The sequence below is a fragment of the Mucilaginibacter sp. OK268 genome (assembly GCF_900103125.1).
In the GTDB taxonomy this organism is placed as follows: domain Bacteria; phylum Bacteroidota; class Bacteroidia; order Sphingobacteriales; family Sphingobacteriaceae; genus Mucilaginibacter.
Genome location: NZ_FNJV01000008.1, coordinates 131271 through 146742, shown reverse-complemented (window position 1 = coordinate 146742; position 15472 = coordinate 131271). Strand labels below are relative to the sequence as shown.

Annotated in this window: 15 protein-coding genes; 4 read left to right on the top strand and 11 right to left on the bottom strand. The window is 42.0% G+C overall.

The genetic code is table 11. From position 1 onward, the window contains the following. Window positions 1–13 precede the first annotated feature (13 nt). Complete coding sequence (locus tag BLR84_RS22355; RefSeq protein WP_090472485.1) at window positions 14–3181, bottom strand: SusC/RagA family TonB-linked outer membrane protein; 3168 nt, start codon at window positions 3179–3181, stop codon at window positions 14–16. A gap of 844 nt (window positions 3182–4025) precedes the next feature. Here BLR84_RS22355 and BLR84_RS22350 point away from each other — a divergent pair. The 3 genes from BLR84_RS22350 (at window position 4026) to BLR84_RS22340 (ending at window position 7066) form a co-directional block, all read left to right on the top strand. Next, on the top strand, window positions 4026–5306 hold the full coding sequence (locus BLR84_RS22350; RefSeq protein WP_090472484.1) for an epoxide hydrolase family protein: 1281 nt from the start codon (window positions 4026–4028) through the stop codon (window positions 5304–5306). Window positions 5307–5392: 86 nt separating this feature from the next. After that, window positions 5393–6451, top strand: a complete 1059-nt coding sequence (locus tag BLR84_RS22345; RefSeq protein ID WP_090472483.1) for an alpha/beta fold hydrolase — start codon at window positions 5393–5395, stop codon at window positions 6449–6451. A gap of 165 nt (window positions 6452–6616) precedes the next feature. After that, window positions 6617–7066 carry an organic hydroperoxide resistance protein gene (locus BLR84_RS22340; protein ID WP_218128444.1) on the top strand — a complete coding sequence of 150 codons (450 nt, stop codon included), beginning with the start codon at window positions 6617–6619 and terminating at the stop codon, window positions 7064–7066. A gap of 75 nt (window positions 7067–7141) precedes the next feature. On the opposite strand, the gene BLR84_RS22335 is transcribed toward BLR84_RS22340, so the two are convergent. The 8 genes from BLR84_RS22335 to BLR84_RS22305 form a co-directional block, all read right to left on the bottom strand. Further along, on the bottom strand, window positions 7142–7822 hold the full coding sequence (locus BLR84_RS22335; RefSeq protein WP_090472481.1) for a metal-dependent hydrolase: 681 nt from the start codon (window positions 7820–7822) through the stop codon (window positions 7142–7144). Window positions 7823–7846: 24 nt separating this feature from the next. After that, window positions 7847–8278 carry a hypothetical protein gene (locus tag BLR84_RS22330; protein WP_090472480.1) on the bottom strand — a complete coding sequence of 144 codons (432 nt, stop codon included), beginning with the start codon at window positions 8276–8278 and terminating at the stop codon, window positions 7847–7849. A gap of 70 nt (window positions 8279–8348) precedes the next feature. Continuing rightward, complete coding sequence (locus tag BLR84_RS29770; protein WP_143013971.1) at window positions 8349–8537, bottom strand: hypothetical protein; 189 nt, start codon at window positions 8535–8537, stop codon at window positions 8349–8351. Then, window positions 8534–9346, bottom strand: a complete 813-nt coding sequence (locus tag BLR84_RS22325; RefSeq protein WP_090472479.1) for a DUF1223 domain-containing protein — start codon at window positions 9344–9346, stop codon at window positions 8534–8536. The genes BLR84_RS29770 and BLR84_RS22325 overlap by 4 nt, the downstream gene beginning before the upstream one ends. A 136-nt stretch (window positions 9347–9482) precedes the next feature. Further along, window positions 9483–10244: a LytR/AlgR family response regulator transcription factor gene (locus BLR84_RS22320; RefSeq protein ID WP_090472478.1), complete on the bottom strand. Its 762-nt coding sequence runs from the start codon at window positions 10242–10244 to the stop codon at window positions 9483–9485. Then, window positions 10225–11247, bottom strand: a complete 1023-nt coding sequence (locus BLR84_RS22315) for a sensor histidine kinase (protein ID WP_090472477.1) — start codon at window positions 11245–11247, stop codon at window positions 10225–10227. The genes BLR84_RS22320 and BLR84_RS22315 overlap by 20 nt, the downstream gene beginning before the upstream one ends. A 176-nt stretch (window positions 11248–11423) precedes the next feature. Continuing rightward, window positions 11424–12317: a hypothetical protein gene (locus tag BLR84_RS22310; protein WP_090472476.1), complete on the bottom strand. Its 894-nt coding sequence runs from the start codon at window positions 12315–12317 to the stop codon at window positions 11424–11426. A 22-nt stretch (window positions 12318–12339) separates the two neighbouring features. Further along, on the bottom strand, window positions 12340–12741 hold the full coding sequence (locus BLR84_RS22305) for an OsmC family protein (protein ID WP_090472475.1): 402 nt from the start codon (window positions 12739–12741) through the stop codon (window positions 12340–12342). 232 nt (window positions 12742–12973) lie between these two features. On the opposite strand from BLR84_RS22305, the gene BLR84_RS22300 reads away from it, so the two are divergent. Further along, entirely contained in the window at window positions 12974–13459 is a 486-nt protein-coding gene (locus BLR84_RS22300) for a hypothetical protein (protein WP_090472474.1), read from the top strand. Window positions 13460–13570: 111 nt separating this feature from the next. Here the strand turns inward: BLR84_RS22300 and BLR84_RS22295 are convergent, their stop codons facing one another. Both BLR84_RS22295 and BLR84_RS22290 read right to left on the bottom strand, forming a co-directional pair. Further along, entirely contained in the window at window positions 13571–14521 is a 951-nt protein-coding gene (locus BLR84_RS22295; protein WP_090472473.1) for an alpha/beta hydrolase, read from the bottom strand. Window positions 14522–14539: 18 nt separating this feature from the next. Further along, a complete protein-coding gene (locus tag BLR84_RS22290) occupies window positions 14540–15352 on the bottom strand; it encodes an alpha/beta hydrolase (protein ID WP_090472472.1) in 813 nt (270 codons plus the stop codon). Window positions 15353–15472: the final 120 nt, after the last annotated feature.

The following is a 15472-nucleotide window of genomic DNA, read 5'->3' as shown; positions in this document are numbered from 1 at the left end:
TTCATTGAATTAATTAAAACTGAACATTTACACCTAAGGTTACTTTCTTAGGAATAGGGTAAGTAGCCCCATCGTAAATACCAAATGGATTTACCTGTTCGGCATCAGGAACTTTGGCTTTTTGGAAAGTATACACGTTTTGTAAAACAGCATAGAAACGGCAACCCGAAAGTCCCAAAAGATCTAAATACTTTTTAGAAAGTTTGTATCCTAATGAGATATTGGTGATTTTTAAATAGGCTCCGTTCTCATTAAACATAGTTGAGAATGGGAAGAACTGGTAAAAATAAGCTCCACTTGGATTTAAGGCCGGATACTTAGCTTTATAGCCTGCCGGATCTTTAGCCGCTAACGCGGGATCCCAGAATCCAATTTTGGACAGATCCGGAATACCTGAGTTGGTAAAGTTGGTGATACCATTTGCCCAGTTATCATATTGGTTCGATAGCAAACTATTGATGATATCTCTTTTTAAGGTAAAGGTCATCCCGATACCTAATGAGAAGTTTTTATAACTGAAATTATTGTTAAAACCACCTGTTATAGCGGGGTTTGGGTTCGCGGTAGGCAGCAAGTCGCCTTGGGCATTACCTTTGTCCTCGTCAGACCAAACATCAAAATCGCCATTAGCATCCATCCATATTGGATAGCCTGGTTTAACCCCGTAATTTCCTTTAAAATAGGTAAGGGCCTGACCCGTATATGGATTAACCGGTACCTGTGATTGTGAATTGTAAACTCCCTGATAGATCATCTGGTTAAGCATATACATTGGCTTACCTACCTGGAAAATGTAATTGATGCCTAAGCCGCTATTGGGATCATTATAAGTTGCATAAATGGTTCGATTACCGTTGGGAAGACTCCGGATCTGATTTTTATTATACGAAAAGTTAAAGTTGGTGTTCCATTGAAATTTGCTGGAAGGAGGAAGGTTATGAGTGTCAATATTAACCTCGATACCAGAGTTGCCGACAGATAAACCCGAGTTAGAGGTTTGTTGTGTATACCCGGTATAAAAGGCTAATGGGAATGTATAGTACTTATTACTTTGGATCTTGTTATAATAATCGACGGTAAGGTTAATACGGTTGTTAAAAAAAGCGCCATCAAAGCCGATATCAAATTGCTTGGTTGGTTCCCAGGTAAGGTTTTTATCAGTAACACCATTGCCTGTATTAAAGTTAGGCGTACCCATGGCCACACCATTGTAATAACCTTGTGTTAAATTATAACCATTATAAGGCGCGTAAAAACTGGATGGCTGATCACCATTTACACCATAACTTGCTCTTAATTTCAAGAGTGATATCCATTTTACCGATTTTAGATAATTCTCATCAGAAAGTATGTAGCCCGCACTTACCGATGGAAAATATCCCCATTTGTGGTTGGAACCAAACCTTGACGAAGCATCTGCACGCATGGTAGCATCAAACAGGTATTTTTCTTTATAATCGTAATGCACCTGAGTAGCATAGGATAGCAGCGACGATGCCTGGTAATCCGTTGAAGCAGTTAAACTGGCTTGCGGAACACCCTGAACCACTTTTATATTATCATCTGGAACGTTATCTCCATAGATGTTTTTGCTGTTTACCACATCCCTTTGAAAGTTTTGCAGTACCAGGATATTGATATTGTGATTGGTGCCAATTTTTCGTCCGTAGGATAAAACGTTATTGACGTTGGCAGACACATAATTGCTGCTGTAGTCATAAGAAGTGGCAATCCCCTGTGCCGATAGTGTTGTAGGTGAGCTAAATTGGTTTTGGCTCATATTAGTACTACCCGATCCTTCAATTTTATACAATAACCCAGGTAGTATCTGGTAGTGTAAACCTATAAAGCCGGTTAAGAGATCGTTTCTGTCCAGGTTTCTTAATTGATCATAATCACCCCGGTACCTGGCAATATCCGTGTCATTGGTATAGTACAATGAACTTGGCTGTTGAAAACCAGATAAAGGATTGATCTCATGCGGGTCGTTGCCTAAACCTGGTTGCCTGTCGACCCTCGAAAAGCTGATGTTTACCTCGGTGCTCAGTTTTTTATTGATTTGATAATCAATATTCGAGCGGAAGGAATATCGCTTAAAGCCTGTTCCATATAAAACGCCATTCTCGTCATAGTTATTCAAGCTGAAGCGGTAATTAATAGCATCCGTAGCACCGGCTATGGATAGATCGACATTGTGGATATAGCCTTTACGGTAAAACAATCCCTGCCAGTTAGTGGCATTATTAAATGCCGGATTTAAACTGTCTGTGAGCATTTGTGGTAATGAACCAATGGCTCTTACACCACCCTGTTGGGTTAGGAAATTAAGTTTTTGATTCCGCTCAAAAGAGCCGGTGGCTGTTTCAACTAATTTAGGCTGATCAGAGAAACCACCGTAAACGTTTAAGTTTATTTGCGGTTTTCCTTTAACCGCTCTCTTTGTTTTTATAGTTACTACGCCATTTGCACCCCTTGAGCCCCATATGGCTGTAGCAGCGGCGTCTTTGGCAATTTGTATGCTTTCAATATCATTAATGTTGATGCCCGCCAATACGTCGGTTTGGGTATTATCATAGTTACCCAAATCCGTAAGGCTGGTAGGTACACCATCAATAATAAACAAGGGAGTGCTCATCGCATTGGCTTCGGAAAGATTAGATGATAATGACGAATTACCCCTAACTGTGAAAGTGTTACGTACTCCTGGTTGCCCACTGAAATTTTGAATATTAACCCCTGTTACCTTACCCTGTAAGGCAATATCAAAACTGGGTGCTGGTAAGTTTTCTATATCCTTACCAGAAATTACCGTTATGGCGGCGGTAGTAGTCCGTTGCTTAATTTCATGATAACCTACTACAACCACATTATTTAGCTCATTTTTGGATGGTTGAAGGTTTACGTTAATAACCGATTTGCCATTAACATCAACCTCCCTGGCATCGAAACCGATAAATGAAAACCGGAGGACGGCATTGGTAGAGACGGAGATTTTAAACTTACCTTCCGAGTCGGTAATTGCCCCTCGTTTCTCTCCCTTAACGGTTACGGATACCCCGGGGATAGCTCTGCCATCATCGGCGCCTTTAACTGTGCCTGTTACATTTACCTGGGCATAGGCAAGCCCGTAATAAAATAACAGCAAACAACAAATCAGAATCTTTTTGTAAATGTTCATCATGCTTTACTGGGTTAAATAAATAAATTGGATTGTTTTATAATTAATTATTGGATAATCGCCGGTTAACAATACATACCTTAATTTGCACTGATAAATAGCCCCACTTTCAGTGTCGGACTTAACTCGTAAGTGATTGCTTTTCAATCAGAAAACCAATAATCTCTTAAACCAAACCTATCGAATAATTTTATTGAGCACCTAATTAAAGGGCACGCAAACGTTTGCTGCTGATGTTTTAAACGCAGTACTTAAAAAAGTAAATTATTTAATAGTTAAAACAAAAAATAGGAGCTCAAATCGGGCATAAGGACCCATTATTATTAAAAAATCAGAAAGGATTTAATTGATATGGGTAAAAAAGAAAGATATTTTTGTTATAGAAAGGTAATTTTTTATGATTTTATATCAATTTTAAAATAAAAGATATATAAATACGTTACAAGGCCTTTTTATTGAAAATAAACGCACCAAAAATCAAAAATTTGAAGACATCTAAAAATATTCCTGTTTTTTGGTAAAACCCGAATCATACGTTTTATCAGAGAGATGAAACTATGCTTTTTCAAAAAATAACGCAAACGTTTGATGTGACTAAATTTAATGCGATGGTATCTATTACATCTTATCACGCTGTTTTTTAGTTGCTTTGAATGCCGTGTTATGTGTATTCAAATGCAATTCTGGCAGATCTTGCACTCATAACATCTCTTTCAAATAAAATTCGGGTTTAAAAATGACCGGTTCGGGATAGGCTTTGTCTACTTACCATATATAGTGGTTGAGTTAGGGGCAGGGTGAGGATACTTTTGAGGAAACAATAACAAAAACTCAAAAAATTTAAATCATGAAAACGAATAAACACATCCTTATCAGTAAAATTATCGCCGGTGCTTTTGTCCTGTTTACAGCAACCACCAGCTTTGCTCAAACCAGCACATCTGCTAACACTCAGCAGCCTGATGCTATCCGCCCTTTCCACGCTCACATTTCAGATGAGGCTGTTGCCGATCTGCGCCAACGTGTAAAGGCAACCCGCTGGGCCGAAAAAGAAACGGTGACCGATCGCTCTCAGGGCGCTCAACTGGATAAAATACAAGCCCTGGTAAAATATTGGGGAACAGGTTACGACTGGCGCAAAGCCGAAGATAAACTGAATGCCCTGCCGCAATTCATCACTAATATTGATGGGCTGGACATCCACTTTATTCATGTACGCTCCAAAAATCCAAATGCCCTTCCGGTGATCATCACTCATGGCTGGCCGGGTTCTGTTTTTGAACTCCTGAAAATTGTTGGCCCGCTGACCGATCCCGAAGCTTACGGCGGCCGCAAAGAAGATTCTTTTGATGTAATTATACCTTCAATGCCTGGTTATGGGTTTTCTGGTAAACCCACCGGTACAGGCTGGAACGCCGATCACATAGCCCGTGCCTGGGATGTGTTGATGAAACGCTTGGGCTATAAAAATTATGTATCGCAAGGCGGCGATTGGGGTTCGGTTGTTGCTGATAAAATGGCGGCTCAAAAACCAGTTGGATTATTAGGTATCCACGTTAATATGCCTGCAACTGTACCTGCTGATATAGCAAAATTACTGGCCAGTGGCCGTCCTGCCCCAGCCGGTCTGTCCGCTAAAGAAAAAGCTGCTTATCAATCATTAAATAATTTGTATACCAGGGGTGGCGGATATGCCAGTATCATGGTAACCCGTCCGCAAACCATTGGTTACAGCTTGTCTGATTCCCCAGTAGGATTGGCCTCATGGTTCTACGATAAATTTGCCGACTGGACCTATAGCGGTGGCGATCCTGAAAAATCATTGACCAAAGATGAGATGCTTGATGATATTTCATTATACTGGTTGACCAACACAGCCACATCAGGAGCACAACTTTATTGGGAAAACAATGCCAATAACTTCAACGCTGTTGATATTTCGATCCCTGCCGCGATAACTGTTTTCCCTGGCGAGATCTACCAGGCACCAAAAAGCTGGGCCGAAAAAAGCTACCACAAGCTGATCTATTTTCATGAGGTAAATAAAGGCGGTCACTTTGCTGCTTGGGAAGAACCTCAATTGTTTGCCGAAGAGCTTCGTGCAGCATTCAAATCATTACGTAAATAAAATTGATCTTATATAAGCTATACACCGGCCATAGGCCGGTGTATTAAAACAAACAGCAAACGCATTAAATAAAAGGAGAAATTAAGATGTCAAACGAAACACAATATGGTCGCCGTCGCTTTTTAAGTACAGCGGCAATCACTATCGCAGCTACTCAACTCGGAATATTCAGCCCGGCAAAAGCACAATCTGAAAAAGTAAACTCAACAGGTAAAACACCATTTAAACCCAGTGCAAATAAGGCATTTGATAACATCAAACAAATTAAAGCTGGCGTACTGGATATAGGATATGTTGAAGTAGGGCCTGCCAACGGTAAAGTTGTTGTCCTGCTGCATGGCTGGCCTTATGATATCAATAGTTTTGTTGATGTGGCTCCTTTGCTGGTATCGGCAGGTTACCGGGTAATTATTCCGCATTTGCGTGGCCATGGCACTACCCGTTTTCTTTCGGACAATACACCCAGGAACGGCCAGCAGTCTGCTGTCGCTTTAGACATCATCGCTTTGATGGACGCGCTTCAGATCAAAAAAGCCATATTCGCCGGTTACGACTGGGGTGGACGGACAGCCTGCATCATCGCGGCCCTGTGGCCGGAAAGATGTGAGGCCCTGGTTTCGGTGAGCGGTTACCTCATGACCAACCTGGAGGCCAGCCAGCATCCCCTGCCGCCAAAAGCCGAATACAGCTGGTGGTATCAATATTACTTCGCCACAGAACGCGGTCGTGAGGGTTATGACAAATATCGTCGTGACTTCGCGAAATTGATCTGGGAAACCGCATCACCAAAATGGAATTTCGACGAAGTTACCTTAAACCGCAGCGCGGCTTCCTTTGAAAATCCAGATTATGTGAGCATTGTGATCCATAATTACCGTTGGAGACTGGGTCTGGCCGAGGGCGAAACCAAATATGATGACCTGGAGAAACAACTGGCAAAAAGCCCTGTTATAACTGTGCCAACCATAACCCTTGAAGGCGATGCCAACGGTGCGCCGCATGCGGAATCTGCATCTTATCGTAACAAATTTTCTGGTAAATATGCGCACCATACTATCACCGGTGGTGTAGGGCATAACCTGCCGCAGGAGGCTCCAAAGGCTTTTGTCGACGCGATCATTGAAGTAGATAGTTATACTAAATAAGCCATGAAATATTCGGGCTTAAAAATGTCTGATTCAGCATGCCCGTTGTCCACTTGCTGTATTTACTGATAGGACACCGCCCGATATGAGGGTATATTTGAGCAACAATAACAAACAACAATTTAAAAAAACAAAACAATGGAAACCAATAAAATAGATTCACCAGTGAATTCAATCAAAATCATCGAAGATATTACCGATAACAAAATCGAAAAAGTATTATATACCGCCAAAGTGCGTACCACAGGTGCCCGCGAAGGTTTCTCCCGCAGCAATGATGGCCGTTTAGATATCAGGCATGCTACTCCCGGTACATCGGCTCCGGGTACTAATCCAGAGCAGTTATTCGCAGCTGGCTGGTCAGCATGTTTTGAAGGCGCAATGGGTATTGCAGCTGCCAAAATGAGAGTAACACTTCCAACGGAATCAGCAATTGATGCAGAAGTGGATCTGGGAATTACTTCTGGAGCTTACTTTTTACAAGCCCGTCTTAATGTAAGCCTGCCCGGTTTGGATCGTGAAGTAGCACAAGCTTTGATAGAGGCCGCTCACCAAACTTGTCCGTATTCCAAACTAACAAAAGGCAATATCAACGTGGTGATCAATCTCGTTTAATACCCCTTTCTAAATAAAAAAAAGCCTGCCCGAGATAATCGGGCAGGCTTTTTTATGGGTAAATTTCGACTCTATTTAAATATCAATGCTTTCACCTATTGCTGGCAGATGTAGCTCTATGCCTGCTGTTTTAAATTGCTTAATGGCACCGGCTTTATCGATCTTAATAAAGCCGAATGTATCGTAATGAACGCCTAATACTTTATTGGTTTTAACAAATTGAGCGGCTTCAATGGCTTCTTCTATACCCATGGTTAATGCATCCCCTATCGGGAAAACGGCGAAATCGATATCAGCCCATTTAGGGATCAGTGTCATATCTAAAGTAAGACCGGTATCACCGCTGTAATAAAAATTACTTTCTGCGGTTTTTAAAACAAATCCGCAGGCTACACCGGCATAAGTTCCATCGGGCAAACTGCTGGAGTGCTGAGCGATAACTGATTTTGCGGTACCAAAATCAAAAGCAACTTTGCCACCCGGATTTAAAGGGTGTACATTCTTTACCCCCTGTTTGCTAAAATAAGAGTACAGCTCCCAAATGCCTACCACCATAGCTCCCGTGCGGTTGGCAATAGCTACCACATCAAGCATGTGGTCAAAATGTCCGTGTGATACAAATATGTAATCTGCCGGTATGGTATCAATATCGATGTCTTTCGCTAATTCATTTCCTGTAATAAAGGGATCAAATAAAATGTGTTTGCCACCAGCAACTACCGAGAAGCAGGAGTGGCCGTAATACGTAATTTTCATGGGGTGTTTTTTATATAATGATAATTAATTTAAAGTAATGATCCCGGCGCTTGCCTGTGGCAAAAACCGGCTGTAATCGTAAATGATATAAGCGTGTTTGCTCATAATTTCGCCTACCTGAAGCGGGCCTTGCATCATTTTTTGAAGGAACAGATTGGGTTTGGAGGTATCCCCGGTGCCAGGATTAAATGCTTTTTCGAAATTGGGAGGAAAGGGCAGTTCCGGGATATTGTTTTTGATGGTATAGAGATTTGAAGAGGCGAAATTAGGCGTGGATTTAAGCATGTCTGCATAACCCATATGAGGTGAATAGAGGTGCCAGCCGCCCCGTATATTAGTGCTGAATGACACAGCCTCTTCTGTGCACTTCAATTCCCTGGCAGAACCATATGATGTTTGGGCATACGCACCGATACTCAGAAACGATGCTACTATTAATAAAAGTAGTTTTTTCATGAATGAGATATTTTACTGTACTGTTTATATAATAATCCCAACTCTCTTTTGAAGAGCTGGGATGGCTTGCTTATACGGATAGTCGCATAGTATCCTCATCGGTTGGCTGATTGCTTTTACTCTTTTTTCCTGCAATGCTGATCATAGCACAATCCTGCGGGTTATTTTCAAATGGTGCCCTGGTGAGGAACGACATAGAAAATAACGATATGATAGAGATTAATAATCTACTTTGTCTATACTTTCCTGTGCTGTTCATAATATATTACTTTTAACGTTGGTATTGCCGTTCAGGTTGGCCCGGGTTGCAGATAAAACTTCACCGGTAGTTGTATTTTGGATAAAGCCAACTACCTCCCAGTTTTGTGGGTTAAAACCCAGAGGAGCTTTAATAGTGCTTGTCCCTTTTTTATCTGAATTTAAGTTGACGGTTTGCAGCTGGCGTACTATCTGTGCATGTGCTAAGGTCCGGCCACTGTTTTCGCCGGCTGCCACTTTACTGATAGCCGACTTTTGTACAAGAGCTATCAATAGATTGTCTGTTGCCGAACCGCTGGTTACCTGGTAGTTGATAGCCAGCTTATCTTTATCCTGCTGAACCTGTAAGGCAACGCCTGCCGAAGCTGTGCCTGCCAATGCCCCGGAAATAGCATTGCGAAGAGCCGGCTCGTCCGATCCTATACATTCGGCTTTACCATTGATCACAACCTGTGGGGTGTAAATTTGAGGGTTATTGAGCCATTGGCCGTAAGCAACCTGTCTTTTTGAAAATTCAGCGTTGCTGAACACATCTTTCCAGCCCAGGCGGTTCCAGTAATCAACATGATAGGCCAGTACATAAACGGGTTTGTCTTTTGATTCTTTTTGAATTTTGGCCAACAGATCATCGGCTGCCGGACAGCTTGAGCAGCCTTCGGATGTAAACAGTTCCAGCAAAGCAAATCCTTTTCCGGTAACCGGGGGGGTGTCTTTTTTAGGAGATGCCGTTGATGGATCGATCAAAACGGTCACTATCAATAAGGATGCTATCGCACCCGCGCAAAAAGTTAAAATTTTGAGAGTTTTCATATCTTCTGATTTTTTTAATTACCTCAAAAGTATTCTCCTAACAGTTGCTTATTTAGTGCAAAAAGGCTCAGTTAGTCATAATCCCGGTCCGACCGGACATTTATGAACTCCAAAATATTGGGCTTACCGGTGTAGTTTACCTGTTCTCGAGCCAGTTTAAAAAAACAGGGGCTTTCTCTTTATTAATCAACAATTTCTCGGGTGTAGGGATAGTGAGTTTTACAAATAACTTACGCATAAAGTAGTGCTCCACCTCTTTTATCGCGTTAAAATTTACGATATACTGCCTGTTTAGCCTGAAGAATTGCACGGGTGATAATAAGCTGATCACCTGGTCAAGCGATTGACTTAAAGAGTACTCCTGCTGATCAAAACACATGATGGATGTAGCCTCATTCCGGATATAAAAGAAAGCGATGCTATCGGTAGATACGGTGGTGTATTTGTTGTGCTTAAATACCAGGAAACTCTTTTTGCCAGCCGGTGGTGCAATTTGTGATAACAGGTTACCCAGATCGGGCATAATACTCTGCTGGAAAAAGTTTTTAAGCTCATCAACCTTTTTAAAAGCATCGGTGATATCGGTTTTTGAAAAGGGCTTCAGCACATAATCTACGCTATTGGCCTTAAATGCTTCCAGCGAATACTCATCAAACGCGGTACAAAAAATGATTGGGCAAGTGATCTTAACGGATTTGAAAATTTCAAAACAAAGGCCATCAGAAAGCTGGATGTCCATGAATATCAGGTCGGGCTGCTTGTTTTCAGTCAGGTAGTTTATGGAGCTTTCGATGCTCTGCAGTTGTGCTATCACTTTTGCCTGCGGCCTAACCTCGGCTATCATGTTTTCCAATGACCGGGCCGCTTTTAATTCGTCTTCAATGATGATAATGTTCATGTATTACCGGGAGTTTTATTTTGAATATTTTATTGTCATTAATGATCTCGATCTTTTTGTCTAACAGATGGCTGTAACGCAGGCTGATGTTTTTTAGCCCTACGCCCAATGATGATTCCTCATTTCTTTTCGGCTGCATCTGATTTTCCATCACTAAGCTATCATTTTCCTCATAAAGTTGAATATGCAGTGGGCGCTCCAATGATACCACATTATGCTTGATACAGTTTTCTATCAGCAGTTGTAACGTAAACGGAGGAATGAGGGTGCCAAAGTATTTTTCGCTGATGGTATTAGTAAAAGTAAACCCATCTTCAAACCGGGCCTTTAATAAAAAATTATAAGCTTCCACTATTTCCAGTTCTTCTGATAGATGGATCAGATCCAACTTGCGGCTTTCCAGTGTAAATCGATAAAAATTGGACAGTTTCAGAATAAAATCTACCGAATTTTTATCATGAGTTTCTACCATAGCCTTCAACGTATTTAGGCTGTTGAATAGGAAATGGGGATTAATTTGTTGTTTCAATAATTCGTATTGCGCTCCCAGGTTGTCGGATTTGGTGCGCTCCAGTTCGATACTAACCTGCTGGTTTTTGTAGTTTTGATACATGAGGTGTATGAACATGTAAAAAACCAGGTTAATGAGTATACCCCGCACCTCAACCATCAACATTACCGGTCCGAAATTGATGTGCGATAAAATTAATTGCTGTATCGATGCTAAAGCCAGCATGACTCCAATACCGATCAATAGACTGCTCATGAGCCGGTAATAAGAGAAACTTCTGTTTGAACGATTGGTAACCGGGTTTCCGCGCAGCGTGTATATATTATAATACCATACAAACAGGGCAAATAAACCGGTAATTGCCGAGTTTACTGTAGCTTCTGCCGGGTTAAAATGCCGCTCCGCAATTTGCGGGACAGATGATAATAAACCCAGAAAGATTGAACTGGCCCATATGATCCTCGGAGATATTTTAAAGTTTGTATTTTTCATTCAGAATCAATTGTTTTACGGGAATGCAAATGGTCGTAAGGCAAAGATAAAGTAAATTATCGCCGACATTATCCCGGTTATGTGCTAAGCTACAACCCAAGCAGAAAATTACTTATCTGTTTGTGGCCGAGTTAGACATTTTACATCTTCAACCAGACTATTGCAGCCCTGAATATCTACAAACTTTTAAACGCACATAGTTGATATGGATCATTCGCCTCGCCATGGACACAACTGAGCCAATCCTGCTGAGCTACCATTTCCGAACAAGGGCCATAAGTAAAAATCCTGATCGTCCTGTTCCGGGGTTCTTTTTGCAATATTTCCAGCACGGTTTTTAGGATCTCTCCTTCAAAAGGTGTATACAAAAAGAATACCGTGCCACGGGAATAGTCTGCCTGCCGCGCGTCTATATTGATAAAATCAACGTTGGATAAGTTGAGCTGCCGTGCACATGTATTAGCGTAATTGCAGTAAGCCGGTTCATATTCAATTCCTTTAGCCTCTACACCGCTGATCAAATTCACCAGGATGGCTACCTGGCCCAAGCCCGATCCCAGATCAAAAAAGACATCCTCCTGCCTTAAGTCGGCAAGTTCCACTATCTCGAATATTATTCTGGCGGGTGTTTTTTGATAAAATACCATTTCGGGTTCCCGCTCCATGGTAGCTTCAGGAATGACCTGGTCAGATAAAAGCCCGTTGATGAAATCATCCAGGTTGTCATAACCGATCTTATCTGGCTGACTAACATCATGTTCAAAATATTGATCAATAGCTTTTCTGAAAGATGCTCCGGTATACATGCCGGTTCTGATCTTTTCCCGGAGTTGTTTAAACAGGTTGCTATCTATTTTTTCCAGCTCGGATTTTACCTTTTCTGCGCATTGTTGGAGTATATTTAATTCTTCTGTCTGCTCCGGGTTTTGCAGCAGTCCTTCAATCCGGTCAAGGATGTGGAAATCAATAAAGTCGATAGCATTTGCCCGGCTGTTAAAATTGATTTCCTGGTAGATCGCCTCGTCTTGTTCTATTGCTTGTATGTCGGCTTGTATTTCTGCTAAAACCATTATTGATTGTGTACCGATAGTGTTACCATCCAAAATTGATAGTTTTTTTAAGATCCGGGTGCAGACTTATAGAGACAGGGCAGGTTGCCGCTGCCAATTCGAGGATCTTTTTTTCCTGATCGGTATAGTCCATTGGGAATTTAAAATCGAGGATGATCTCTGCTACCCTGCGCGGGTTGGCAGCCATAACTTTGGAAACATCGCATTTGGTATTATCCATATTGATACCGTGCGAGCGCGCAGCCAAAGCCATTACTGTTAAAACACAGCCGGCTAATGATTCGGCAAGCAAGTCTGTTGGCGAAAAGCCTTCCCCTTTTCCATGATTATCAGTCGGCGCGTCGGTAATCAATTTAGAACCCGATTGCAGGTGGATCGCTTCAGTCTTTAAATCACCAATATACGTGGTTGAAATAGTTGCCATACGGTTAATAATTATTATAAGTGAAGTTAATGTTTTTAAAAACTACCTAAAAACTGGTATAAATAATTCCAAAAATACTGGTATTTCCATTGATGTATTTATGAAATAGTTTTGTATAGTAATTAATGATGTGTAAGATATCCCTATAACCTCAACACATCTAAGGGAACTATGTAAAGTTTACCAGCATTTATCAAATAATCTATACAAGCATTAACCAAACCAATCCGTCATGAAAAATCTTATCGTTTTAATTTTGCTCACTGTACTTACAGGGATATCTACAGTGAAAGCACAGAGTATTATCGACAAAGCAAATAACTTACTTAACAAGGCCGATAACGCGACAAATACCGCGGGCAGAGCCGGTGGCACCGGCGATAAAGTTTTAGGGTTCTTTAAAAAGAAAAAGAAAGTTGATGCAGCTGCACCCGCACCTGTTAACGCGCTTTCGGGGTATAAAACGGTTATTACTATTAAAGGTATCACCATGGAAAACCTCCGGAAGCTGAATACTAATGTAAAAGCTTGCGCCGGAGTTGATAGCACTAAAATGAAATTTAGCGGTACCGGTTCTATTATTTTAGTGGCTCATGCCAAAGGTAGTACAGAAGATCTGTTAACTGCCCTGGAGAAAACTTCCAAAACCATATTTACTGACAAGAATATAGAAGGTATGGAGGATGGGAAAATAGATATTGCCCTTGCTAAACCGTAAGCGATTGATCTTGCCGGGACGTAAATAATAGGGGTATTTTTATTTGTCGGTTTTTTATATAAAAGCGTTGCGTGTTGCAGAGCTTTTTGATTTGCTGATCGTTCGTTCAAGTTATCGGTAGATATTCATTTTTGTGAGCCAGGCTTTAAAGTATTTTGGCCATTCCTGCTCAGGAGAACCGGGCGCGCCCATGCCCCAGCCATGCCCGCCGATGGGGAAGAGGTGTATTTCGGTTGGTATCTGATGATCTTGTAATGCCGTGTACATTAAACGGCTATTCTGCACATTGGAGATAGGATCATCCTCTGCCTGGGCCAGGAAGGTAGGTGGCGTTTTCTGGGTAACATGCAGTTGCACCGAGTAGCGTTTTTGAGCCTCCCTGTCGGGGTGTTTGCCTATAATCTCTTTTTCTGAATGCGTATGATCATATGGTGGCAGCATGGTTATCACCGGGTAAAGCAGTGCGGCGAAATCCGGACGGGCGGGTACAAGATCAGTTTTATCAACAGGAGTATAGAATTGCTGATCAAATGTGGTTGCCGTTATCCCGGCAAGGTGACCACCTGCCGAAAAGCCCATGACCCCGATACGGTGCGGATCATATCCATATTTTTTTGATAGGCTCCTGATGATACGCATGGCCCGTTGCCCGTCTTCAAAAGGTACATTGGTATTAGCCCAGCCTTCGCCGGGTAAACGATAGATAAGCTCAAATGCTGTAATTCCCTCAGACTGCAGCCAGTTAGCAGCCGGGGTGCTTTCTTTCCCGGCTTCCAGATGAGCGTAGCCGCCACCGCTGATCACCAGTATGGCTATTCCGTTAGGATGCTCTGGCTTGTGAACAATTAACCTGGGCGCAGAAATGTTGGTGTAGGAACCCTTCGCGCTTATATTTTCAGGCCCTTGCGGACCCGGGCCATCCGGAGGCGTACCCCGCCAAAGCGGGATCTCTTCTGTTTGGACAGCGCTTTGCGCAACGGCTATATTTTTGTTAAACAGCAATAATATTGCAGCAAAAGCACCGATAAAAAGAGAGATATGGGGTTTTATCTGATGATTCATTGTTAAAAAATGGGGTAATTATTTCTTTTTAGCGGATTGCGTGGCGGCCTCAATAATTAATTTGGCTACATCCTGGGGGTGAGATTCAAATACGGAGTGACTGGCGCCTGCTATCTCAACCGTGTGGCTATGGGCCCGTTTAGCATACATCCGTTCCAGGTCGGGATTGATGATCCTGTCGGATTTGGCTACCATATACCAGCTTGGTTTTACTTTCCAGGCAGGGTTTGCTATAATGGCATGAAACACAATGTCGGCAGTAGGCATCTGTGAGTTGGCCATGAACTCCGCTTGTTCTTTTGGAAGATCTGCAGAAAAATCAGCGTAAAACTTAGATGGATCGATATAATCAAAGCCATCCGCGCCCTTTTGAAGTGATTTATAGGCCGATGGATAAAGCTTTCCGTTGCCAGCTTCACTTTCGCCATTATCAGGAGCATGAGCGGCAATGTATACCAATCCTGCAACCTTAGGATCATTCCCTGCTGTGGTAATAATGGCACCGCCATAACTGTGAGCCACTAAAATACAAGGTCCGTTTTGCTGGGCGATAATTCTTTTAACGGCAGCAACGTCGCCCTCAAATGTAGTTAAGGGCTGTTGCACAACGGTTACGTGATAGCCTTTTTTAACCAGTATATTATAAACAGGTTTCCACCCCGATCCATCTACAAAGGCGCCATGTACAAGAACTATGTTTTTGATGTTTGGGCTATTGCTGATGGATGGAGGTGCAATGGTCGATTTATTGATGGTATAAGCATTTGAAATTGAACCTGAAAATATGCTAAAGGCTAAGGCTGCTATGCCGAGTTTGATGGAGGTTTTCATAGAGGTTATTAAATATGATGTATAGGAGAGACGGGTAGCTTAAAAAATTGTTATCTAATTTAAGCTTTATGATGGTAAGATGATAATGCTCATCAGTTTTATATCTGCGCCAATCCGCCG

Coding starts and splice junctions, on each gene's coding strand:
- BLR84_RS22355 (WP_090472485.1), bottom strand. CDS start 3,181: ATGATGAACATTTACAAAAAGATTCTGATTTGTTGTTTGCTGTTATTT.
- BLR84_RS22350 (WP_090472484.1), top strand. CDS start 4,026: ATGAAAACGAATAAACACATCCTTATCAGTAAAATTATCGCCGGTGCT.
- BLR84_RS22345 (WP_090472483.1), top strand. CDS start 5,393: ATGTCAAACGAAACACAATATGGTCGCCGTCGCTTTTTAAGTACAGCG.
- BLR84_RS22335 (WP_090472481.1), bottom strand. CDS start 7,822: ATGAAAATTACGTATTACGGCCACTCCTGCTTCTCGGTAGTTGCTGGT.
- BLR84_RS22330 (WP_090472480.1), bottom strand. CDS start 8,278: ATGAAAAAACTACTTTTATTAATAGTAGCATCGTTTCTGAGTATCGGT.
- BLR84_RS29770 (WP_143013971.1), bottom strand. CDS start 8,537: ATGAACAGCACAGGAAAGTATAGACAAAGTAGATTATTAATCTCTATC.
- BLR84_RS22325 (WP_090472479.1), bottom strand. CDS start 9,346: ATGAAAACTCTCAAAATTTTAACTTTTTGCGCGGGTGCGATAGCATCC.
- BLR84_RS22320 (WP_090472478.1), bottom strand. CDS start 10,244: ATGAACATTATCATCATTGAAGACGAATTAAAAGCGGCCCGGTCATTG.
- BLR84_RS22315 (WP_090472477.1), bottom strand. CDS start 11,247: ATGAAAAATACAAACTTTAAAATATCTCCGAGGATCATATGGGCCAGT.
- BLR84_RS22310 (WP_090472476.1), bottom strand. CDS start 12,317: ATGGTTTTAGCAGAAATACAAGCCGACATACAAGCAATAGAACAAGAC.
- BLR84_RS22305 (WP_090472475.1), bottom strand. CDS start 12,741: ATGGCAACTATTTCAACCACGTATATTGGTGATTTAAAGACTGAAGCG.
- BLR84_RS22300 (WP_090472474.1), top strand. CDS start 12,974: ATGAAAAATCTTATCGTTTTAATTTTGCTCACTGTACTTACAGGGATA.
- BLR84_RS22295 (WP_090472473.1), bottom strand. CDS start 14,521: ATGAATCATCAGATAAAACCCCATATCTCTCTTTTTATCGGTGCTTTT.
- BLR84_RS22290 (WP_090472472.1), bottom strand. CDS start 15,352: ATGAAAACCTCCATCAAACTCGGCATAGCAGCCTTAGCCTTTAGCATA.